Below are 20,622 nucleotides of genomic sequence, written 5' to 3'. Positions count from 1 at the left end.
TTCATCCCCTCCCGAAGCCGGTGAAGCCGGTGCGGCGCAGGTCGATCAGCCGGGCCACCCCGACAACCAGCAGCACCGACACCGCGAACAGAACCACGCCCATGGCGGCGCCGAGCGCCCAGGTGCCGCTCTCGCCGAATTGCTGCGCCATCGCCATGCCGTAGAGCGTGCCGTTCGGGCCGCCGAGGAAGCGCGGCGCCAGCGTCGCCGACAGGCAGGGAATGAAGCACAGCGCGAAGCCGATCAGCGTGCCGAACAGGTTGAGCGGCCAGGTGACCTCGAAGAAGGCGCGCGCCGGGCTCGCCCCGAAGATGGTGGCGGCGTCGATCAGCCGCTGGTCGAAATTGAGCAGCGACAGGTAGATGACCGTCACCACGATCGGCAAATAGAGATAGACGAGGCCGATGGCGCTGGCGACATTGGTGTACATGATCACCCGGAGCGGCGCGGCGCCGAGCGACAGCAGCACCCCGTTCAGCAGCCCCAGCGGGCCGAGCAGGCCCTGCAGCGCGATGATGCGCAGCACCTCGCCGGTGAGGAACGGCACGGCAAAGGCCAGCGAGAACAACAGCTTGTAGCGTCCGCCATAGAGCGTGATGCCGTAGGCGATCGGCCAGGCAAGCAGCGTGCAGATCAGCGACACCGCGCTCGCCATCACCAGCGAGCGCAGCAGGAAGGTCATGTAGGCGCCTTCGGTCGCCAACACCTCGTAATTGTGGAAGCTGAAGTCGCGGATGATATGGTAGTTCTCGGTCCGCCAGACGCTCAGCACCAGCATGGAGAGCAGCGGCAGCACGAACAGCCCCACCAGGAACACGGTGGGGATGCCGAGGAAGATGGCCGGGGCGACGCGCGGTTTCATCGGCTGTCCTCCGGTACCGGGAACAGGTCGACATCGGCCGCGTCCCAGAAGGCCACGACCTCCGCGCCCTCGGTGAACTCCGCCTCGCTGCGCGGCCGGCTGGCGACCAGCTCGCCGCCGCTCCAGCCAAGCACATATTCCGCATAGGCGCCGCGCAGGATGACGTAGCGCACCGTCGCCGCCAGCGTGTTGGCCGCGCCCGCCCCGCCCGCCGACGCGGGCCGCAGCCGGACCTTCTCGTTCTTCACATAGGCGGCGACGCGCTCGCCATCGGCGATCCCCGGCCTGGTCGCCGTCTCGATCCGCACTCCCTCGCCGCTGAGCGATATCGTGTCACCAGCCGTCGCGGCGGTGCCGATGAAGCGGTTGGAGCGCCCGACGAACTGGGCGATGAAGGCTGTCTTCGGCCGGTCGTAGATGTCGGTGCGCGAGGCGAAATCCTCGATGCGCCCGCCGCGCACCACGGCGATGCGGTCGCTCATCGAGAGCGCCTCTTCTTGGTTGTGGGTCACATAGATGAAGGGGATGCCGAGATCGGTCTGGTGCTTGCGGATCTCGACTTCCATCTCCTGGCGCAGCTCGCGGTCGAGATTGGCGAGCGGCTCGTCGAGCAGCAGCACCTTCGGCCGGCCGACCAGGCCGCGCCCGAGCGCCACGCGCTGCTGCTGGCCGCCGGACAGCTGGTTGGGATAGCGCTTCTCCAGCCCGCGCAGAGCGAGGATGCCGACCACCCATTCGACGCGCGCCTCGATCTCGCTTTTGGGCAGCTTCAGCATGCGCAGCGGGAAGGCGAGGTTCTCGTACACCGTGCGGTGCGGGAACAGCAGGAACTCCTGGAACACCATGGCGACGCCGCGCTTGTGCGGCGGCAGCTCGGTGACGTCCTCGCCGTCGATCAGCACGCGCCCCGTCGTCGGGCGCTCCAGCCCGGCGATGATGCGCAGCAGCGTCGTCTTGCCCGAGCCCGAGGGCCCGAGCAGGGAGACGAACTCATGTTTCTCGATCGCCATGTTGACGCGATCGACCGCCCAGACGCTTCCATACTGCTTGGAAACGCCGTCGAGATGTATGTAGGCCACGCCGCACTCCTTGCTGCGAACGGACAGAAGCAAGGCCCGGGCCGCCACGGCCCGGGCGATGACTTCGGGTGTCGTCAGGCAGCCTGCACGCGCGACCAGACGCGCTCCCACTTCTCGGTCGAGGACGGCTGGTCGAACATGTACATCGACGACAGCTCCTCGGTGCGGTCCATCAGGAACAGCTTCTGCTCCTCGGGCGTGGAGATCGAACGCAGGTCGACGGTCGCGGAGGAGCCGGCGATCAGCGAGATCTTCTTGATGTTCTCCGGCGCGAGGAAGGTGTTCATGAAGTCGTGGCAGATGTCGAGCGTCGCCGGATCGGTGACGCCGGTGGTGACCAGCCAGGTATCGACCCAGCCGAGCCCGCCCTCCTTCGGCACCAGTTGGTGCGAGAAGTCGGCCGAGATCTCGCCCTTGTCCTTCTTCTGCACCAGCACCCGGTAGACCTGCGCGAATTCCGGCGCCGCGACGATCGCCCCGCTCTCCAGCAGCTGCTGCAGCGTGGTGTTGTCCTGGTAGCGGGTGAGCAGCAGCGGCTTCTGCTGGATCAGCAGCTTCTCGACCTCGGCCAGCTCCTCGTCGGTGAGCACATAGGGATTGAACGACTTGCCGTCGGGACGCGGCTTGTCCTTGGTGCCGAGGCGCGTGGCGGCGAGGATGCCGGTCAGCGCGATGTTCTCCTCGAAACGGGCGCTGGTGGCGAGCCGGCCGCTGAAGGCCGGGTCGAACAGCACCTCGATGCTCTCTACCTTCTCCTTCGGCACCTCTCCGGCATTGTAGGTCGTGCCGTAGCTGCCCCAGCACCAGGTGACGCCGAAATGCTTGCCGCTCGCCTCGTCGGTCAGCAGCTTGAAGCGGTCCGGCTTGAACACCGGATAGACATTGGCGGTGTTGGGGATCTTGGCGTAGTCGATGTCGCGGATCAGCTTCTCGCGGAAGTAGAGGCCCGGCCAGAAGCCGTCGGCCTGCACGAGGTCGAAGTCTCGGCTGCCGCCGACACGCAGCTTGTTGTAGGCCTCGGAATTGCCGTCGAAGAAGGTCGGCGAGAACTTGATCTTGTGCTTCTCCTCGAAGGCCCCGACGATGTCGGGAACCGCATAGACTTCCCACATCAGCGCGCGCAATTGCGTCGGCGCCGCGTAGGCGGGCCGGATATAGGGCGCGGCAAGCGCCCCGGCGGTTCCCGCCGCCAGCGTCTTCAGCACGGTACGGCGACTGACCGGCGAGGCGGATGGGCTCGCAGCGTCGGAAGAACTGAACGTCGATTTGGTCATGGCCACGCCCTCTGGTTTTTGAAAGTGGTGCGATTGGTCCTTGCGGGGCCCTTGCCTTGTGCGTTTCCCCTCAGGGCGATCTGGCGCCGCCCTTGAGCCGTCCTGTCGAATGCAGTGTCAGGCCGCGACCTTGAAGGGATTGTCGGCGTCGGCGTAGTTGACCGGCGTCATGTGCCAGCCTTCCTTGTGCTTGCGCCAGTAGGTGTCCTTCAGCTTGGCGCTGATCGGGCCGGGCCGGTCATTGCCGTAGATGCGGTCGTTCACCCGCGCACAGGGCATGACGCCGCCGGCGGTGGTGGTGGTGAACACCTCGTCGGCGTCCATCAGGTCCTCGAAGGTGATCGGGCCGACGACCGGCTCGAGGCCGAGCTCGGGGCAGAGGTCGAGCACGGCGAGGCGGGTGATGCCGCGCAGCGCGCCGCGATCCGGGGTGATGACCTTGTTGTCCTTGACGATGAAGACGTTGAAGCCGGCGCCTTCGGTCAGGTAGCCCTCGCTGTCGAGCAGGATGGCGGTGTCGAAGCCCTTGTCCTTCGCCTCGAACATGCCGCGGGTGAAGTCGCGCCACATGTAGTTCTTCAGCGTCGGGTCGAGCGAGTTCTGCGAGATGCGGGGCACCTGCGCGACCAGCAGGTGGGCGCCGCGCTCCTGCACGTCCGGCTTGATCACATCGACCCACGGCACCGCATAGGCGATGAAGGTGTTGTCGCAATCGGCCGGGTCGCGCGAGCCATAGACGCGCGGCACGCCGCGGGTGGAGATCATCGCAACGAAGGCGTCCTTCAGGCCGGACAGCGCCACTACCTTGCCGAGGATGGTGCGCATCTCGTCGCGGGTGACGCCGGGATCGAGGCGGTAGCCTTCCAGCGAGCGGTGGAAGCGGTTGAGATGGTCTTCCAGGCGGAAGAAGCCGCCATCGGTCACGTGAACCACGTCATAGGTGACGTCCGAATGGGTGAAGCCCCAGTCGCCGACCGGAATCTTGGCCTCGGAGATCGGCACGTACGTGCCGTTCATGTAAGCGGCGCCTTTCGAGTAGTCGGGGCTCGACTGGCTCATGATGTCCTCCTTCGAAATCCCGCACCGAGCGGGTCGAGGACAGCTTTTCCCTGAATGGCTCCATCAAAAAGGACCGCTTGCGGGGAAAATGACGGTACCACTTCGCAAAATGCGGGTGTCAGCGCGCACGGCCTGATCTTCCCGGCGCTCCTGCCTCCACGCGAGCGGCCCCCAGCCACGATTGCGGGCGACGGGACCGGTTGCGATGGGGATGGCGCCCCTCGCTTCAGCTTGTCGAGGAGGCTGCCGTCGATCAGGAGGCTCAGCCAACCGCCACATGCCGATCGGGCGAAGGTCCAGCGGAAGGCATCGCGTCGACGCGAGGCCCTCCACCGATCCCGTCGCGTATGGGTCAATCCCAGGCCAGCGCGCCGCCGTTCTGGTACTCGATGACGCGGGTCTCGAAGAAGTTCTTCTCCTTCTTCAGATCCATCGCCTCGCTCATCCACGGAAACGGGTTGTCCGCTTCCGCGAACACCGGCGCGAGTCCGAGCTGGGCGCAGCGGCGGTTGGCGATGAAGTGCATGTATTCCTCGCACAAAGCCGCGTTCAGCCCGAGGAAACCGCGCGGCATGGTGTCCAGCCCATAGGCGGCCTCCAGCTCGGCGGCATCCTTCAGCATGGCGCGCACCTCGTCCTGGAAGGCGGGCGTCCATAGCTGCGGGTTCTCGATCTTGATCTGGTTGATCACGTCGATGCCGAAGTTCAGGTGGATGCTCTCGTCGCGCAGGATGTATTGATACTGCTCGGCGATGCCGACCATCTTGTTGCGCCGTCCGAGCGAGAGGATCTGCGCGAAGCCGGTGTAGAACCACATCCCCTCGAACACGACGTAGAACGCCACGAGGTCGCGCAGGAACGACTGGTCGGCCGCCAGCGTGCCGGTCTTGAAGTCGGGATCGTCGAGGTTCTGCGTGTGCTTGAGCGCCCACGCCGCCTTGTCGGTGATCGAGGGCACCTCGCGATACATGTTGAACAGCTCGCCCTCGTCGAGGCCGAGGCTCTCCACGATGTACTGGAAGGTGTGCGTGTGCACCGCCTCCTCGAAAGCCTGACGCAACAAATACTGCCGGCATTCCGGGTTGGTGAGGTGGCGGTAGATGGCGAGCACGATGTTGTTGGCCACCAGCGATTCCGAGGCGGCAAAGAAGCCGAGGTTGCGCTTCAGCATGCGCCGCTCGTCCTCGGTGAGGCCGTCTTTCGACTTCCACAGCGCGATGTCGGCCTGCATCGATACCTCGGTCGGCATCCAGTGATTATTGCAGCCGGAGAGGTACTTCTCCCACGCCCATTTGTATTTGAGCGGCAGCAGCTGGTTCACGTCGGCGCGGGCGTTGATCATCCGCTTCTCGTCGACGGTGACACGGGCGGCACCGCGTTCGATGGTGCCGAGGCCCGTCGCGTCGCCGGTCGGCGCGGCGAAGGCGGGGTGGATCGGAGCGGGTACGGTCTTGCTATCGGACCAGTCGAGCATGCTCGTATTTCCTTCTTCGCCGCTCACTGGCAGGCTTCGCAGTCGGGATCGTCGATGGCGCAGGCCTTGCCGAACACGGTTTCCGGTACGCGGATCGGCGCGGCCGCCATCACCGCCGAAACGGCGTTCAGCTTGCCGTCCGTGCCTTTCAGCGTCGATTTCTCGACATGGGTGGCCGAGCGCGAGCGCAGATAATAGGTGGTCTTCAGCCCGCGCTTCCACGCCAGCCGATAGGTCTCGTCGAGCTTCCGGCCGGACGGGTTGGCGACATAGAGGTTCAGCGACTGCGACTGGTCGATCCATTTCTGCCGGCGCGCCGCCGCCTCGATCAGCCAGGCGGCGTCGATCTCGAAGGCGGTGGCGTAGAGCGCCTTGAGGTCGTCGGAGATGCGGTCGATCCGGCCGACGCTGCCATCGTAATATTTGAGGTCGGAGACCATCACCTCGTCCCACAGGCCGCGCGCCTTGAGGTCCCGGACGAGGAACTCGTTCACCACCGTGAAGTCGCCGGACATGTTCGATTTGACGAAGAGGTTCTGGTAGGCCGGCTCGATCGACTGCGACACGCCGCAGATGTTGGAAATCGTCGCGGTGGGGGCGATGGCCATGGTGTTGGAATGGCGCATGCCGACCGCCTTCACCCGGGCCCGCAGGCTGTCCCAGTCGAGCGTCGAGGAGCGGTCGAGGTCCAGCCCGCCGCGTGTTTCCGCCAGCAGCTCGATGCTATCGATCGGCAGGATGCCCTGCGACCACAGCGAGCCGTCATAGCTGGAATAACGCCCGCGCTCGGCGGCGAGGTCGGTGGAGGCCGAAATGGCGTGGAAGCTCACCGCCTCCATGCTCTCATCAGCGAAGCGCACCGCCTCGTCGGAGCCATAGGGGATGCGCAGCGCATGCAGCGCGTCCTGAAAGCCCATGATGCCCAAGCCGATCGGCCGATGGCGCAGGTTCGAGCGGCGGGATTCCGGGATGGTGTAGAAATTGATGTCGACGACATTGTCGAGCATCCGCATGGCGGTCGCCACCGTGCGGGCGAGATGCGCCGGGTCGAGCCCGTCCGGCGTGATGTGCGCCAGCAGGTTGATCGAGCCGAGATTGCACACCGCCACCTCGTCATTCGAGGTATTCAGCGTGATCTCGGTGCACAGGTTCGAGGAATGCACCACACCGGCATGGCGCTGCGGCGAGCGGATGTTGCAGGGGTCCTTGAAGGTGATCCACGGGTGGCCGGTCTCGAACAGCATGGTCAGCATGCGCCGCCACAGATCGACGGCGCGCAGCTGCTTCGACACCTTCATCTCGCCGCGTGCGGCCTTCGCTTCGTAGCTTAGATAGGCGGTCTTGAAAGCCGCCCCATAAAGATCGTGCAGCTCGGGAGCCTCATTCGGCGAGAACAGCGTCCACGGCCCATCCGCCTCGACGCGCTCCATGAACAGGTCCGGCACCCAGTTGCAGGTGTTCATGTCGTGGGTGCGCCGGCGGTCGTCGCCGGTGTTCTTGCGCAGGTCGAGGAACTCCTCGATGTCGACGTGCCAGGTCTCGAGATAGGCACAGACCGCCCCCTTGCGCTTGCCGCCCTGGTTGACGGCGATGGCGGTGTCGTTCGCCACCTTCAGGAACGGCACCACGCCCTGGCTCTCGCCATTGGTGCCCTTGATGTGGGCACCGAGGCCGCGCACGCGCGTCCAGTCATTGCCGAGGCCGCCGGCATATTTCGACAAGAGCGCATTGTCCTTGATCGACTTGAAGATGCCGTCGAGATCATCGGGCACGGTGGTGAGGAAGCAGGAAGCGAGCTGCGCACGCGGCGTGCCGGAATTGAACAGCGTCGGCGTCGAAGCCATGAAGTCGAAGGAGGACAAGAGCCGGTAGAACTCGATGGCCCGCGCCTCGCGGTCGACCTCGCGCAAGGCGAGCCCCATGGCGACGCGCATGAAGAAGGCCTGCGGCAGCTCGAAGCGGGTGCCGCGCGCATGCAGGAAATAGCGGTCATACAGCGTCTGCAGGCCGAGATAGTCGAACTGAAGATCGCGCTCAGGCAAGAGCGCCGCCGCCAGCCGGTCGAGATCGAAGCGGCCCAGCTCGGGATCGATCAGCTCTTCCTCGATGCCACGCTTGATGTAGCTTGTGAAATAGTCGGCGTAACGCACGGACATTTCTTGCTGTGTCGCCTCTTCAGCAACGCCGGCGAGAAAGCTCAGCGCCTCGCGGCGCAGCTTGTCGAGCAGCAGCCGGGCGGAGACGCGGGTGTAGTTCGGCTCGGTCTCGATCAGCGTCCGGGCGGCGAGAATGGGCGCCAGCGCCAGTTCGCCCGCGCTGATGCCGTCATAGAGATTGCGCCGGGTCTCGGTGAGGACGACCTCGGCGGAGACGTCGGCAAGGCCGGCGGTCGCCTCTTCGACTAGCGCCGCGAGCCGCGCCTCGTCGAGCGGCACCAGCTCCCCATCGGCGGCCTTCATGCGCAGGGCGGAGACGGCGGCCGGCGCCGCTCTGCTCGCGGCACGTTCCCGCGCCCGCTCCTCGCGATAGAGCACATAGGCCCGGGCAACCTTGTGGTGCTCGCCGCGCATCAAGGCGAGCTCGACCTGATCCTGCACGTCCTCGATGTGGAAGGTGCGGCCGGTATCGGCACGCCGCGTCAGTCCGGCAACGATCTGCTCGGTCAGCCCGGCGACGATGTCGTGCACACGGCGCGAGGCAGCGGCACTCGAGCCTTCGACCGCGAGAAACGCCTTGGTCAGTGCCACCGCGATCTTCGAGCCATCGAACGGCGTCACCGCACCGTTGCGGCGGATCACCTGATAGAAGGGCGTCGCGGCGGGCGAGGACGCGACGGCGCGCGGCGGTGGCGTGCTTACGCTGGCGCGTTCGGCTTCAACATTGAGAGACATCGGCTGCAAACCCCGTTGCGATGGGGAGGCGCCGAGCGGGACGTGGACGCGCCAAACAGACATGAGAGCCCGGCGACGCGACACAGCGTTCCACCGGGGCACCCCGCCCGAGGACGATCCATGATGTCGCGGCAGGTCTCCTGGCTCGCGGGTCGCCGCCTTTGCCCGGCCTTCCCGAGGCTCATCGCCCCAGTGACGCGGAATGGACAAAAGCTCGCCGCCTACAGTTGCGGGGGCAGCGCCGGCATTGCCCCGAAAGGCGCACCGGCTTCCCTCTTAGCCCCCGAATCTCGCGACGCGGGGGACCGTGACATCTAGATGTTGGGGTCAGGCGCCGGACAATGTCAATCCATAGGCAGGCAACCATCTCCTTGATATGCAAATCATTCGCAGTTGCACAAAGAAGCTGACTTTGCGTAATATGATTTTGCAAGTCATTCGCAAAAGGAGGCAGGGATGCTCGATGGGTCGAGGCGCATGGTTCTGGCCGGTTTCATGGCGGCAGGTCTCGCGACGGCGGCTTTCGCGGTCGGCCTCATGGGCGGCGCGGGCGTAGCCGTCGTCTCGGCACAGGACGGCGCGACGCCGAAATTCAAGGCGGTGACCACCTTCACCGTCATCGCCGACATGGCCCGCAACGTCGCGGGCGATGCCGCGATCGTGGAATCGATCACCAAGCCGGGCGCCGAGATCCACAATTACGCGCCGACCCCCGGTGACATCCAGCGCGCGCAGGGCGCGCGGCTCATCCTGTGGAACGGGCTGAACCTCGAATTGTGGTTCGAGAAATTCTTCCAGAACCTCAAGGACGTGCCGAGCGCGGTGGTGTCGCAGGGCGTCGAGCCGATGGGCATCGCGGAGGGCCCCTATAGCGGCAAGCCGAACCCGCATGCGTGGATGTCGCCGCAGAATGCGCTGATCTATGTCGACAACATCCGCGACGCCTTCGCGGCGCACGACCCGGCCAATGCCGCCACCTACCGCGCCAATGCCGAGGCCTACAAGGCGAAGATCCAGGCCGCCATCGCGCCGATCCGCACCAAGCTCGACACCATTCCCGCCGACAAGCGCTGGCTGGTGTCGAGCGAAGGCGCCTTCTCCTATCTCGCCCGCGATTTCGGCCTGAAGGAGCTCTATCTCTGGCCGATCAACGCCGACCAGCAGGGCACGCCGCAGCAGGTGCGCAAGGTCATCGACGCGGTGCGCAAGAACGCCATTCCCGCCGTGTTCAGCGAGAGCACCGTCTCCGACAAGCCGGCCCGGCAGGTGGCGCGCGAGACCGGCGCGCATTATGGCGGCGTGCTCTATGTCGACTCGCTCAGCGAGGCCGACGGCCCGGTGCCGACCTATATCGACCTGCTCGCCGTGACCACCGGCACATTGGAGCAGGGACTGGCCAAGGGGCTGTCGCAATGAACGCCCTCCCCTCGCTACCGACAGCCGGCGCTGGGCTGGAGGTCGACGACGTGACCGTCACCTATCGCAACGGGCACACCGCGCTGCGCGCGGCCGGCTTCTCGATCCCGACCGGCACCATCACGGCGCTGGTCGGGGTGAACGGCTCGGGCAAATCGACGTTGTTCAAAGCCATCATGGGCTTCGTACGCCTGGCGGCCGGCAACATTTCGATACTGGGCCTCGGCGTCGGCGAGGCGCTCAGGCGCAATCTCGTCGCCTATGTGCCGCAGGCGGAGGAGGTCGACTGGAACTTCCCGGTCCTGGTCGAAGACGTGGTGATGATGGGTCGCTACGGGCATATGGGCCTGATGCGCATCCCCCGCGCCGCCGATCGGCAGGCAGTGAGCGACGCGCTGGCCCGCGTGGGGATGGGCGATTTCCGCCACCGGCAGATCGGCGAACTCTCCGGCGGGCAAAAGAAGCGTGTCTTCCTCGCCCGCGCGTTGGCGCAGGACGCCCGCGTCATTCTGCTCGACGAGCCGTTCACCGGCGTCGACGTGAAGACCGAGGAGGCGATCATCGGCCTCTTGAAGGCGCTGCGCGACGAAGGGCGGGTGATGCTGGTCTCGACCCACAATCTCGGCAGCGTGCCGGAGTTCTGCGACCGTACCGTGCTGATCAAGGGCACGGTGCTCGCCCATGGCCCCACCGCGGAGATCTTCACCGAGGCCAATCTGGAGAAGACCTTCGGCGGCGTGCTCAGGCACTTCGTGCTGGGCGGCGCCGGGCTGCACGCCGACGACGACCGCCGCCAGATCGCCTTGCTCTCCGACGACGAGCGCCCGCTGGTGCTCTATGGCGAGAAGGGCGCGATGCAGCCTCAGACCGCCGACGAGACGGAGTCGGCCAGGGAAATGCAGGAAGGCGAAGGGCCGGAAAGCGAGCGATCGGAGAACGGGCGCCGGGAACGGGAGGGCGCACCGTGATCGCGCTCCTCGCCGAGCCGTTCGGCTACGAATATATGCGCAACGCGATCTGGATCTCGGCACTGGTGGGCGCCGTCTGCGCCTTCCTGTCCTGCTACCTCATGCTGAAGGGCTGGTCGCTGATCGGCGACGCCCTCTCGCACGCCATCGTTCCCGGCGTCGCCGGCGCCTATATGCTCGGCCTGCCCTTCGCCATCGGCGCGTTCTTCTCCGGCGGCCTCGCTGCCGCGGCCATGCTGTTCCTCAACCAGCGCACGCGGCTGAAGGAGGATGCCATCATCGGGCTGATCTTTTCCTCCTTCTTCGGGCTTGGCCTGTTCATGGTGTCGCTGTCGCCGACCTCGGTGAACATCCAGACCATCGTGCTCGGCAACATCCTCGCCATCACCCCGGAGGACACGCTGCAGCTCGTCCTCATCGGCGTCGTGTCGCTGGTGATCCTGCTGGTGAAATGGAAGGATCTCATGGCCGTGTTCTTCGATGAGGCGCATGCGCGTTCGATCGGCCTCAATCCTACCGCGCTCAAGGTGCTGTTCTTCACCCTGCTGTCGGCCTGCACGGTCGCGGCGTTGCAGACGGTCGGCGCCTTCCTCGTCATCTGCCTCGTGGTGACGCCCGGCGCGACCGCCTATCTGCTCGCCGACCGCTTCCCGCGCCTGCTCGTCATCGCCGTCGCCATCGGCGCGCTGACCAGCGCGCTCGGCGCCTATGCCAGCTACTTCCTCGACGGCGCCACCGGCGGCATCATCGTGGTGCTGCAGACGCTCATCTTCCTCGCCGCCTTCGTCTTCGCCCCCAAGCACGGCATGCTGGCGGCGCGGCGCCGGGCGGCACAGGCGTTGAAAGCGGGGCTTTGATCATGCTCGACACGCTGCTCGCGCCGTTTCAGTTCGCGTTCATGGTCAATGCGCTGGTCATCTCCGGGCTGGTGGCCGTGCCGATGGCGCTGCTTTCCTGCTTCCTGGTGCTCAAGGGCTGGTCGCTGATGGGCGACGCCATCTCCCACGCGGTGTTTCCCGGCGTGGTGCTGGCCTACATCGTCGGGCTGCCCTATGCACTCGGCGCCTTCGCCGCCGGCATGGTCTGTGCGGTGGCGACAGGCTTCCTGAAGGACAATAGCCGCATCAAGCAGGACACGGTGATGGGCATCGTGTTCTCCGGCATGTTCGGCGCGGGACTGGTGCTCTACGTCAAGATCCAGTCCGAGGTGCATCTCGACCATATCCTGTTCGGCGACATGCTCGGCGTCGCCTGGCGCGACATAGGCGAAACCGCGCTGATCGCCGCCGTCGTCGCCGGCATCATCGCGGTGAAGTGGAAGGATTTCCTGCTGCACGCCTTCGATCCGGCCCAGGCGCAGGCGGTCGGCTTGCGCGTCGGGTGGTTGCATTACGGCCTGCTCTGCCTGATCTCGCTGGCCATCGTCGGCGCGCTGAAGGCGGTGGGGCTGATCCTCGCCATCGCCATGCTGATCGCGCCGGGCGCCATCGCCCTGCTCCTCACCCGCACCTTTGGCGCCATGCTTCTTCTGTCGCTGGCGATCGCGATCGGGACGTCGCTGCTCGGCGTCTACCTGTCCTTCTTCCTCGACAGCGCGCCGGCCCCCACCATCGTGCTGTTGCTGAGCGTCACCTTCGTGGCCGCCTTCATCCGGTCGTCATTGGGGATCGGACGGCTCCCGACAAACGACGCCGCGTGAAAGGTCGCGGGCTTGCGCCGCCCCCTCGCCCATGCAATTGATACATTATATCAATATGCAAATGGAGCGCGCGCCATGTCGGACTTACGACTTCCGGTAACGGTGCTTTCCGGCTTCCTCGGCGCCGGCAAGACCACCCTGCTCAACCATGTACTGGTCAATCGCGAGGGTTTGCGCGTTGCCGTGATCGTCAACGACATGTCGGAGGTGAACATCGACGCCGAGCTGGTGCGCTCGGGCGCCGCCAAGCTCTCCCACACGGAGGAGAAGCTGGTGGAGATGACCAATGGCTGCATCTGCTGCACCCTGCGCGACGACCTGCTGGCCGAGGTCCGCCGTCTCGCCGGCGAAGGACGCTTCGACTATCTGCTGATCGAATCCACCGGCATAGCCGAGCCGCTGCCGGTCGCCGCCACTTTCGAATTCCGCGACGAGGACGGCTTCTCGCTCTCCGACATCGCCCGGCTCGACACCATGGTGACGGTGGTCGACGCCGCGAACCTCCTGAAGGATTTCGGCAGCCGCGACTTCCTGCGTGACCGTGGCGAGACCGCCGGCGACGCGGATGAGCGCACGCTGGTCGACCTGCTCACCGACCAGATCGAATTCGCCGACGTCATCGTGCTCAACAAGATCTCGGACGTCGCGCCCGCCCGGCGGGCCGAGGTGCGCGCGGTGCTGAAGGCGCTGAACCCCGATGCGCGGATCGTCGAGACCGACCACGCGAAGGTGCCGCTGGACGATATACTCGGCACCGGACTCTTCGACTTCGAGGCGGCGCATGAGCACCCGACCTGGTTCAAGGAACTCAACGGCTTTCGCGACCATGTGCCGGAGAGCGAGGAATATGGCGTGACCAGCTTCGTCTACCGGGCGCGGCGGCCGTTCCATCCGGAGAAGTTCAATGCCTTCCTCGCCCGCACCTGGCCGGGACTGGTGCGGGCGAAAGGCCTCTTCTGGCTGGCGACGCGGCCGCGCCGCGTCGGCGAGATGTCGCTCGCCGGCGCCATCTGCCGTACCGGCTCGATCGGCCACTGGTGGGCGGCAATTCCCCATGAGCAGTGGCCGGCCCAGGACGATTGGCGTTCCTGGCTGCGCTCCCACTGGACGCCGGGTTATGGCGACCGCCGGCAGGAACTGGTCTTCATCGGCGTGAACATGGACGAAGCGGCGATCCGCGCCGCGCTCGACGATTGCCTCGTCGGCCCGCTCCGGCCGACGATCTTCGATCCGACCGAGCTCCGGCATCTGCCGGACCCGTTCCCGGCATGGGAGCATTCCCCGGCGCCGTCGTGACGCCGCTCCTCGATCGACGCTCCCGCGCCACACCCCGGGAAGACGCTCGCCTCCGAGGCTGACATCCCCGTCGGCACGAGCGACATGTCGACCAATCGCGTTCCAACGCGGCCGCCGCCCGCTATGTGCGGGTGGCGGCATCGTCAATATTACTCACCGGGACGGCGCGGCATCGGCCATTCGCCCCGCGGATGCGGACCGGCGACGTGGCAGGGAGGCGTCCGGCGGAAACGGCTCGGCCGCCTTGACCGCCGGCAGCACCGTACAGACCCCGTCCCGCTCGACCAGCGTACCGCAGCTGGTGGCGAAGGCCGGCCGGGGCAGCACCCTCCCCTGGCCGAGTTCCATATGCACGTCGACCAGGCAATCGACGAACCGGCGCGCCAGCTTGAAGTCCGCCACCCCCGGACCCATCATCGCCGTTACCGGATTGACGATACGCACCAGGTCGGGGCGCAGAGCACGTAGCGAGCCGGCGGCGATGAGCGGCTCGGCGGTGTGATCGAGCACATAGCCGATGTTCCGGCCCGACAGGATGAGCGCCAGCTGCGACTGGATTCCCAGCCCGATATCGCCGCAGGTGACGCCGTGGCGGGTGCGCTCGGGGTGGTAGTATTCGAGATGCCCTCGGTTGCAATAGGCCGCCGATTCGATGTCGTCGAGGGTCAGTTCGTCGTCGGGCACCGCGAAGAGCGGGTGCTTGTCGCTGCACATCATGTAGCCCTGCTCGTCGAACAGGTGCTCATAGGTCAGCTGGGGAAACTGATCGTTCACCAGCCCGATGCCGACATGCACCATGCCGTCGGCGACGCGGCCGGTCAGCTGGAAGCCGAGCATCACCTCCATGCGGAAACGTACATTCGGATAATATTCCGAGAAGCGCCGGATCGCGTCGTGGATACGCGCGGAGGGGTTCTCGACGATGCCGTCCTGTATGCCGACGACCAGTTCGTAGCCCGTGCCCTGGTTGATGTTCGAGGCCTTCTGCTTGAAGGTCTCGATCGAGGCGAACAGCTCCTTGGCGGCCTGATAGACCGCCTCGCCTTCGCGAAACAGCTTGAACCCCTTGGGCCCGCGCCGGCACAGCCGCGCGCCGAGCCGGATCTCCAGCGATTTGAGATTTTCGCTCAGGGTCGACTGCGAGAGATTGAGCGCCGCCTGCGCCGCTGTGAAGCTCTTCTGTTCGACGATGGTACAAAAGCAGCGAAGCAGCTTCAGGTCCACATCGTAGATCTGGCTGATGTTCGACATGCTGCACCTCCCTCTGTGTCGACCGCGCCCCTCGCCCCCAACGAACGGGGCCTTTGCAAATTGTGCGCCGCACAGCGGGACGCATGCGTCTTCGCGATCTCCGTCAAAATCGATCGTGCGCATGTTTTCATCGCCAAGCGCGATTGATCAATTATTCACCAAAAGAAGGGGCCCTGCCCAATGTTGCGCCGTCCTCGGCCGGCAACATCGCTTGGGCTTTTGCCGATGGTAGCCCGCCGACACGGCGCTCTACGCTGCCGCGCAGATTAAGGACAGGCGCATCGGGGTAGCTTCATGAGTGCACGGCCATTCCATCTCGGATGGTTCACCAACTTCGCCGTCGACGAATGGACGAAGACATTCACCGGCGGCGGCGACCCCTGGGACGGCAAGTTCTACATCGACATGGCGCAGGCCATGGAGCGGGCGTGCTTCGACTACATCATGCTCGAGGACACGTTGATGATCTCGGAGGCCTATGGCGGCACCAACGAGATCTACCTCAAGCACAACATCATGGGACCGAAGGCCGATCCCTCGCCGATGGCGGCGCTGATCGGCGCCAACACCAGGCATATGGGCGTGGTCGCCACCTTCTCGACCATGGCCTACCCGCCCTTCATGCTGGCCCGGCTGTGCTCGACGCTCGACAACATCTGCAAGGGTCGCTTCGGCTGGAACATCGTCACCACCGGCGAGGATCTGGCGGCTGAGAATTTCGGCATGGACAAGCTGCCGCCCCGGCAGGCTCGCTACGACATGGCCGACGAATATGTCGAGCTGTGCAAGCAGCTCTGGGGTAGCTGGGAGCCGGACGCCGTGGTGCGCGACCGCGCCACCGGCACCTATGCCGACTTCACCAAGGTGAAGCCGATCCATTTCGAGGGCACCTACTACAAGAGCCGCGGCCCGCTGAACTGCGTGCCCTCGCCGCAGGGACGGCCGGCCTTCGTGCAGGCCGGCGGCTCGCCGCGCGGCCGCCAATTCGCCGCCATGACCGCCGACAGCATCATCGCCCCGTCGATGGGCGTCGCCGGGCTGAAGGCCTATCGCGACGACGTGCGCGCCCGGGCGGCGGCCGGCGGACGCGACCCGGACGAGATCAAGGTGCTGTTCGTCGTCGCCCCCATCCTCGGCGAGACCGAGGAGGAGGCCAAGGCCAAGGCGGCGCGCATCGTCGAGGCGCCCGATTATTGCGAGAAGGCGCTGGCGCTGATCGCCGCCATCACCGACATCGACTTCTCCAAATTCGATCTCGACGCGCCGCTGCCGCACCTCACCACCAATGGCGAGCAGGGCTCGCTCGACGCCTTCCAGCAATGGGGCACCGGCAAGACCTTGCGCCAGCTCTGCGCCGACCAGCTCGGGCGCGGCCTCGATGGCCTCATCGGCACGCCGGACCAGGTTGCGGAGCGGATGGGCGAGGTGATGGCGGAGGTCGGCGGCGACGGCTTCCTGATCACCCGGCCGTTCACCTCCAACATCAGCCGGCAGTACATCAACGACATCTGCGAAGGCCTGGTGCCGGCGCTGCAGCGCCGTGGTCTGGCCCGCACGAGCTACACCGAGGGGGCCACGCTGCGCGAGATGCTGCGCGAGTTCTGATCCCCGCTTCTTCCTTGCCGATCGGAGAACCCATGAGCGCGACCGCGTCGCATGCCGCCATCCCGGCCCCGGCCGATGCGCCGGAGGCGGTGAACCGGGACATCTATCGCAGCGGCATGGCCAAGCTGCCGGCGGCGGTGAACATCATCACCAGCCTTGGCGAGGAAGGCCGCTACGGCTTCACCGCCTCGGCGGTCTGCTCGGTGACGGACAGCCCGCCGACGCTGCTGGTGTGCGTGAACCGCTCCAACCAGTCGCATCAGGCGATCACGTCGAGCCGGGTGCTGTGCGTGAACACCCTCGCCGGCCCGCATCACGAAGCGCTCTCCATGAGCTTCGCCGGCGGCGCCAAGACCATGGACGAACGTTTCGCAACCGCCGGCTGGACGACGCTCGTCACCGGCGCGCCGGTGCTGTCGGAGGCCACCGTCGCCTTCGACTGCCGGGTGACGCAGGTGGCCAGCGTCGGTACCCATGACGTGATGTTCTGCGAGGTGCTCGGCCTGCACGAGGGCGGCGCCAGCGAGGGACTGGTCTATTTCGGCCGCCGCTTCCACCATCTGACCTGACGACAGAACGCCGTCGTCAGCGGGCCTTGTCAGCGCAGGATCTGGGCAAGGAAATCGCGCAGGCGCCCGCTCTCGGGCGCCTGGAAGAACGTCGACGCCTCGGCGCTTTCCACGATCTCGCCATGGTCCATGAAGACGCAGCGATCCGCCACCCGGCGGGCGAACCCCATTTCGTGGGTGACGCAGATCATGGTGACGCCGCCGGCGGCCAATTCTTCCATCACCCCCAGCACCTCCTTGACCATTTCCGGGTCGAGCGCCGAGGTCGGCTCGTCGAACAACAGGATGCGCGGCTCCATGCAGAGCGCCCGCGCGATCGCCACCCGCTGCTGCTGGCCGCCGGACAGGCGGGCGGGATATTTGCGGGCGTGATCGGCGAGATGCACCCGCTCCAGATAATGCATGGCGAGCTTCTCGGCCCGCGCCTTGGCCAGCCCGCGATTGAGCCGCGGCGCCAGCATGCAGTTCTCCAGCGCCGTGAGGTGGGGGAACAGGTTGAAGTGCTGGAACACCATGCCGACTTCCTGGCGGATGTCCTGCACCGTGCCTTCGTCGGCGGTCAGCCTGATGCCGTTCACCACGATGGAGCCGCCATCGTGGCGCTCCAGCGCGTTGATGCAGCGGATCAGGGTCGACTTGCCCGAGCCGGAAGGGCCACAGATGACGATCTTCTCGCCGCGCCGGATGTCGAGATCGAGGCCGTTGAGCGCGCGGTGGCTGCCATAATGCTTCACCAGCCCGGCGATCGCGATGGCGGGTCCGCCCGTCTCGGCGGTAGCGGCGGGTTGCGCGATCATGGCGTCACCTGTTTAAGGTCCGAAGCGGAACGCAGCGAGCGCCCCCTCCCCGGCACCACGGCCGCGGCGGCGGCATCCTCGGCATTGTGGCGGTTCAGCCAGCGCCCCCACAGGTCGAAGACGATGCGCACGACGTTCACGAACGCCCAGTAGAACGCCGCCGCGCAGAGGATCGGCGTGAAGGGATCGTAGGTCTGCTCGAAGATGGAATTCGCCACCGCCGTCAGGTCGGTGATCGTCACCACCGAGACGATGGCGGTGCCCTTGATGAAGCTCACCACCTCGTTCTGATAGGCCTTCAGCCCGTAGCGGATCGCCAGCGGCATCTTCACCCAGATGAACACGTTGCGGCGGCTGATGCCGAGCGCCTCGCTCGCCTCGACGATGCCATGCGGCACGGCGAGCAGGCTGCCGCGCAGCACCTCGACCATGTAGGCGGCGTGGTTGAGGCTGAGCGCGACGATGGCGCAGCCGAAGGGCGAGCCGAACAGGACCCAGAACGGTCCCTCGCGCAGCGCCTCGATCTGGCCGAGCCCGTAATAGACCAGATAGAGCAGGATCAGCAGCGGCGCGCCACGGAAGAAGGTGACGAACGCCTCCGCCAGAAAGGCCAGCCAGCGACGGTCGGACATGCGGGCGAAGCAGATCGGAAAGGCGAGCGCGAGGCCCAGCAGCAAGGGCAGCGCGGTGAGGATCGCCGTTACCTTCAGCCCGTCGAACAATGCCGGCAGGCTCTCCCAGGCGAGGTCGACGTCGATGGGCAGCCCGTTCATGCCGTGGCCCCGGAGGGGGCGCGGTCCGTCGCCTGGCGGCGCTGGCCGCGGTCGAGCCGTGTTTCCAGCCGGCTTGCCAATCTGAACGACACGGCGCTGAACGCGATAAAGACCAGGGCGGTGGCGACGAAGAAGATGAACGGCTCCTTGGTGGCTCCCGCCGCGATCTTGGCGGCGGCGACGAGGTCCTGCAGGCCCGCCAGCGACACCAGCGGGGTCTCCTTCAGCATGAAGCTCCACACATTGACGAGGCCGGGCAATGCCAGCCGCATCACCTGCGGCAGGATCACCTTGCCCCACATGATCGCCGGCGGGATCGCCAGCGCCCGCGCGCCCTCGAACTGTCCCTTGGGCAGGTTCTCGATGGCACCGCGCACCAGCTCGGCGATATAGGCGGCATAGACGACGGTGAAGGCGGTGACGCCGGCGCCGAAGGGCGAGATGTCGATCCGCGCGCCGAATTCGCCCAGCAGCGCGCCCAGCATGGCGCTGCCGCCGTAGAAGGTCAGGAAGATGACCAGCAGCGAGGGCACCCCCATGAAGATCGAGGCATAGACCCGCCAGAGCGCCTGCACGACGCGGCTGCGCGACAGCGTGACGATGCCGATCAGCACGCCGAAGACGAAGGCCAGCGCGAAGCTCGCGAGGAACAGTTCCAGCGTGATGAGCGCCCCCTCGCCGAGCTGGCGCATATAGCCCGCCAGGTCGGCGAGGGAGAGGTTGGTCATCGGCCGGCCTCCGTGCGGGTCTGGCTCAGTTCACTTTCTCGCAGGCCGCTTCCGAGGCGAGCGTGGCGACCGGGACGTATTTCTTGCGGATCTTGGTGTAGGTGCAGTCCTTGATCATCTCGGTCAGCGCGGTGTTGACGCGCTTGACCAGTTCCTCGCTCTTCTTCGGGAAAATCCAGCTATAGCCACGCTCGGCCTCGGGGATGGCGGGGTCGCCGAGCCAGTGGTCGCCGCCGGCGAGCTTGTAGTCCTTGCCCTCGGGCTTGGAGATCAGCTCCAGCGTCCAGTTGATCTTGGAATCGAAGACGAGGTCGAGGCGTCCGGCGAGCAGATCGAGCTTCATCTGGTCGGGGTTGTCGTAATAAACCTCGGTGAAGGTGTCCTTGCCGAAGTGCTTGTGGATGTAGGGCACCATGGAGGCGCCGCGCTGCAGTGCGATGCGCAGGCCCTTGCCGGTCACGCCTTCCTTGGTCAGCGTGTAGTCGCTGTCCTTGCGGACGATGAAGGTCGCCGGGTTGTAGACGATCGGCATGGCGAACAGCGCCTTCTCGACCCGTTCCGGCGTCGGCGAGATCTGGGTGACGATGCCGTCGAACTTGCCCTGCAGCATCGAGGGGATCAGCGCCTTGAAGTCCATCACGACGATCTCGCAGTCGGCGCCGATGCGCTTGCACATCTCCCGCGCCAGCTCGGGCTCCATGCCCGTGAGGTTGCCGGAGGAATCCACCATGGAGAACGGCGGATAGACGCCCTCATTGCCGAGGCGGAGCTTCTCGGCGGAGGCGGCCGACAGGCCGGCCGCCAGCAGGAGGGCACCGAGCGCGACGGCGCCGGTGCGGAGGGGGCGGCGCAGGGAATGCGGGTGAAGCGGCTGCATCGGC

At 66.1% G+C, this 20,622-nt stretch carries 18 protein-coding genes and 1 riboswitch; of the genes, 7 read left to right on the top strand and 11 right to left on the bottom strand.

Going from position 1 to position 20,622, the window contains the following annotated elements; genetic code table 11:
• Position 1: 1 nt before the first annotated feature.
• The 6 genes from LGR54_RS22125 to LGR54_RS22100 form a co-directional block, all read right to left on the bottom strand.
• Positions 2-862, bottom strand: coding sequence for an ABC transporter permease (locus LGR54_RS22125; protein ID WP_230364122.1), 861 nt, complete (start codon positions 860-862; stop codon positions 2-4).
• Complete coding sequence (locus LGR54_RS22120) at positions 859-1,941, bottom strand: ABC transporter ATP-binding protein (protein WP_230364121.1); 1,083 nt, start codon at positions 1,939-1,941, stop codon at positions 859-861. The genes LGR54_RS22125 and LGR54_RS22120 overlap by 4 nt, the downstream gene beginning before the upstream one ends.
• A gap of 74 nt (positions 1,942-2,015) precedes the next feature.
• Positions 2,016-3,215 carry a PotD/PotF family extracellular solute-binding protein gene (locus tag LGR54_RS22115; RefSeq protein WP_230364120.1) on the bottom strand — a complete coding sequence of 400 codons (1,200 nt, stop codon included), beginning with the start codon at positions 3,213-3,215 and terminating at the stop codon, positions 2,016-2,018.
• A gap of 117 nt (positions 3,216-3,332) precedes the next feature.
• Positions 3,333-4,274: an aminotransferase class IV gene (locus LGR54_RS22110; protein WP_230364119.1), complete on the bottom strand. Its 942-nt coding sequence runs from the start codon at positions 4,272-4,274 to the stop codon at positions 3,333-3,335.
• Between the two features lie 352 nt (positions 4,275-4,626).
• Positions 4,627-5,748, bottom strand: coding sequence for a ribonucleotide-diphosphate reductase subunit beta (locus LGR54_RS22105; protein ID WP_230364118.1), 1,122 nt, complete (start codon positions 5,746-5,748; stop codon positions 4,627-4,629).
• Between the two features lie 23 nt (positions 5,749-5,771).
• Entirely contained in the window at positions 5,772-8,639 is a 2,868-nt protein-coding gene (locus LGR54_RS22100) for a ribonucleoside-diphosphate reductase subunit alpha (protein ID WP_230364117.1), read from the bottom strand.
• A 112-nt stretch (positions 8,640-8,751) separates the two neighbouring features.
• A riboswitch (cobalamin riboswitch) is annotated at positions 8,752-8,964 on the bottom strand.
• 131 nt (positions 8,965-9,095) lie between these two features.
• Here LGR54_RS22100 and LGR54_RS22095 point away from each other — a divergent pair.
• From LGR54_RS22095 to zigA, 5 genes are all read left to right on the top strand, one after another.
• On the top strand, positions 9,096-10,055 hold the full coding sequence (locus LGR54_RS22095; RefSeq protein WP_304512009.1) for a metal ABC transporter substrate-binding protein: 960 nt from the start codon (positions 9,096-9,098) through the stop codon (positions 10,053-10,055).
• On the top strand, positions 10,052-11,023 hold the full coding sequence (locus LGR54_RS22090) for a manganese/iron ABC transporter ATP-binding protein (RefSeq protein WP_230364116.1): 972 nt from the start codon (positions 10,052-10,054) through the stop codon (positions 11,021-11,023). Before LGR54_RS22095 ends, LGR54_RS22090 begins: the two co-directional genes overlap by 4 nt.
• A complete protein-coding gene (locus LGR54_RS22085; protein WP_370638259.1) occupies positions 11,020-11,880 on the top strand; it encodes a metal ABC transporter permease in 861 nt (286 codons plus the stop codon). The genes LGR54_RS22090 and LGR54_RS22085 overlap by 4 nt, the downstream gene beginning before the upstream one ends.
• Entirely contained in the window at positions 11,877-12,722 is an 846-nt protein-coding gene (locus LGR54_RS22080; protein WP_304512008.1) for a metal ABC transporter permease, read from the top strand. The genes LGR54_RS22085 and LGR54_RS22080 overlap by 4 nt, the downstream gene beginning before the upstream one ends.
• Before the next feature lie 75 nt (positions 12,723-12,797).
• Positions 12,798-14,018 (top strand): zinc metallochaperone GTPase ZigA, encoded by a 1,221-nt coding sequence (zigA, locus tag LGR54_RS22075; RefSeq protein ID WP_230364114.1) that lies wholly within the window; start codon positions 12,798-12,800, stop codon positions 14,016-14,018.
• 153 nt (positions 14,019-14,171) lie between these two features.
• On the opposite strand, the gene LGR54_RS22070 is transcribed toward zigA, so the two are convergent.
• Positions 14,172-15,269, bottom strand: coding sequence for a LysR family transcriptional regulator (locus LGR54_RS22070; RefSeq protein WP_230364113.1), 1,098 nt, complete (start codon positions 15,267-15,269; stop codon positions 14,172-14,174).
• Positions 15,270-15,563: 294 nt separating this feature from the next.
• Here LGR54_RS22070 and LGR54_RS22065 point away from each other — a divergent pair, with 294 nt between their 5' ends.
• Both LGR54_RS22065 and LGR54_RS22060 read left to right on the top strand, forming a co-directional pair.
• Positions 15,564-16,874, top strand: coding sequence for an NtaA/DmoA family FMN-dependent monooxygenase (locus tag LGR54_RS22065; protein ID WP_230364112.1), 1,311 nt, complete (start codon positions 15,564-15,566; stop codon positions 16,872-16,874).
• Positions 16,875-16,906: 32 nt separating this feature from the next.
• On the top strand, positions 16,907-17,443 hold the full coding sequence (locus tag LGR54_RS22060) for a flavin reductase (protein ID WP_230364111.1): 537 nt from the start codon (positions 16,907-16,909) through the stop codon (positions 17,441-17,443).
• Positions 17,444-17,472: 29 nt separating this feature from the next.
• Here LGR54_RS22060 and LGR54_RS22055 read toward each other — a convergent pair whose 3' ends face one another.
• Genes LGR54_RS22055 through LGR54_RS22040 form a run of 4 tightly spaced genes read right to left on the bottom strand, consistent with a single transcriptional unit; the run spans position 17,473 to position 20,618 of the window.
• Positions 17,473-18,240, bottom strand: a complete 768-nt coding sequence (locus LGR54_RS22055) for an amino acid ABC transporter ATP-binding protein (RefSeq protein WP_230364110.1) — start codon at positions 18,238-18,240, stop codon at positions 17,473-17,475.
• Complete coding sequence (locus LGR54_RS22050) at positions 18,237-19,013, bottom strand: ABC transporter permease subunit (RefSeq protein ID WP_230364109.1); 777 nt, start codon at positions 19,011-19,013, stop codon at positions 18,237-18,239. Before LGR54_RS22050 ends, LGR54_RS22055 begins: the two co-directional genes overlap by 4 nt.
• Entirely contained in the window at positions 19,010-19,741 is a 732-nt protein-coding gene (locus tag LGR54_RS22045) for an ABC transporter permease (protein ID WP_230364108.1), read from the bottom strand. The genes LGR54_RS22050 and LGR54_RS22045 overlap by 4 nt, the downstream gene beginning before the upstream one ends.
• Before the next feature lie 25 nt (positions 19,742-19,766).
• Positions 19,767-20,618, bottom strand: a complete 852-nt coding sequence (locus LGR54_RS22040) for a transporter substrate-binding domain-containing protein (protein WP_230364107.1) — start codon at positions 20,616-20,618, stop codon at positions 19,767-19,769.
• Positions 20,619-20,622 lie beyond the last annotated feature (4 nt).

The organism is Ancylobacter sp. Lp-2 (assembly GCF_020523795.1).
Classification (GTDB): Bacteria; Pseudomonadota; Alphaproteobacteria; order Rhizobiales; family Xanthobacteraceae; genus Ancylobacter.
This window is presented reverse-complemented; position numbering and strand designations above follow the sequence as displayed.

What these genes read in the sequence shown, in the direction of transcription:
- LGR54_RS22105 (WP_230364118.1), bottom strand. Translation starts at nt 5,748, where the DNA reads ATGCTCGACTGGTCCGATAGCAAGACCGTACCCGCTCCGATCCACCCC.
- LGR54_RS22070 (WP_230364113.1), bottom strand. Translation starts at nt 15,269, where the DNA reads ATGTCGAACATCAGCCAGATCTACGATGTGGACCTGAAGCTGCTTCGC.
- LGR54_RS22115 (WP_230364120.1), bottom strand. Translation starts at nt 3,215, where the DNA reads ATGACCAAATCGACGTTCAGTTCTTCCGACGCTGCGAGCCCATCCGCC.
- LGR54_RS22045 (WP_230364108.1), bottom strand. Translation starts at nt 19,741, where the DNA reads ATGACCAACCTCTCCCTCGCCGACCTGGCGGGCTATATGCGCCAGCTC.
- LGR54_RS22055 (WP_230364110.1), bottom strand. Translation starts at nt 18,240, where the DNA reads ATGATCGCGCAACCCGCCGCTACCGCCGAGACGGGCGGACCCGCCATC.
- LGR54_RS22040 (WP_230364107.1), bottom strand. Translation starts at nt 20,618, where the DNA reads ATGCAGCCGCTTCACCCGCATTCCCTGCGCCGCCCCCTCCGCACCGGC.
- LGR54_RS22095 (WP_304512009.1), top strand. Translation starts at nt 9,096, where the DNA reads ATGCTCGATGGGTCGAGGCGCATGGTTCTGGCCGGTTTCATGGCGGCA.
- LGR54_RS22090 (WP_230364116.1), top strand. Translation starts at nt 10,052, where the DNA reads ATGAACGCCCTCCCCTCGCTACCGACAGCCGGCGCTGGGCTGGAGGTC.
- LGR54_RS22100 (WP_230364117.1), bottom strand. Translation starts at nt 8,639, where the DNA reads ATGTCTCTCAATGTTGAAGCCGAACGCGCCAGCGTAAGCACGCCACCG.
- LGR54_RS22060 (WP_230364111.1), top strand. Translation starts at nt 16,907, where the DNA reads ATGAGCGCGACCGCGTCGCATGCCGCCATCCCGGCCCCGGCCGATGCG.
- LGR54_RS22125 (WP_230364122.1), bottom strand. Translation starts at nt 862, where the DNA reads ATGAAACCGCGCGTCGCCCCGGCCATCTTCCTCGGCATCCCCACCGTG.
- LGR54_RS22050 (WP_230364109.1), bottom strand. Translation starts at nt 19,013, where the DNA reads ATGAACGGGCTGCCCATCGACGTCGACCTCGCCTGGGAGAGCCTGCCG.
- LGR54_RS22065 (WP_230364112.1), top strand. Translation starts at nt 15,564, where the DNA reads ATGAGTGCACGGCCATTCCATCTCGGATGGTTCACCAACTTCGCCGTC.
- LGR54_RS22110 (WP_230364119.1), bottom strand. Translation starts at nt 4,274, where the DNA reads ATGAGCCAGTCGAGCCCCGACTACTCGAAAGGCGCCGCTTACATGAAC.
- zigA (WP_230364114.1), top strand. Translation starts at nt 12,798, where the DNA reads ATGTCGGACTTACGACTTCCGGTAACGGTGCTTTCCGGCTTCCTCGGC.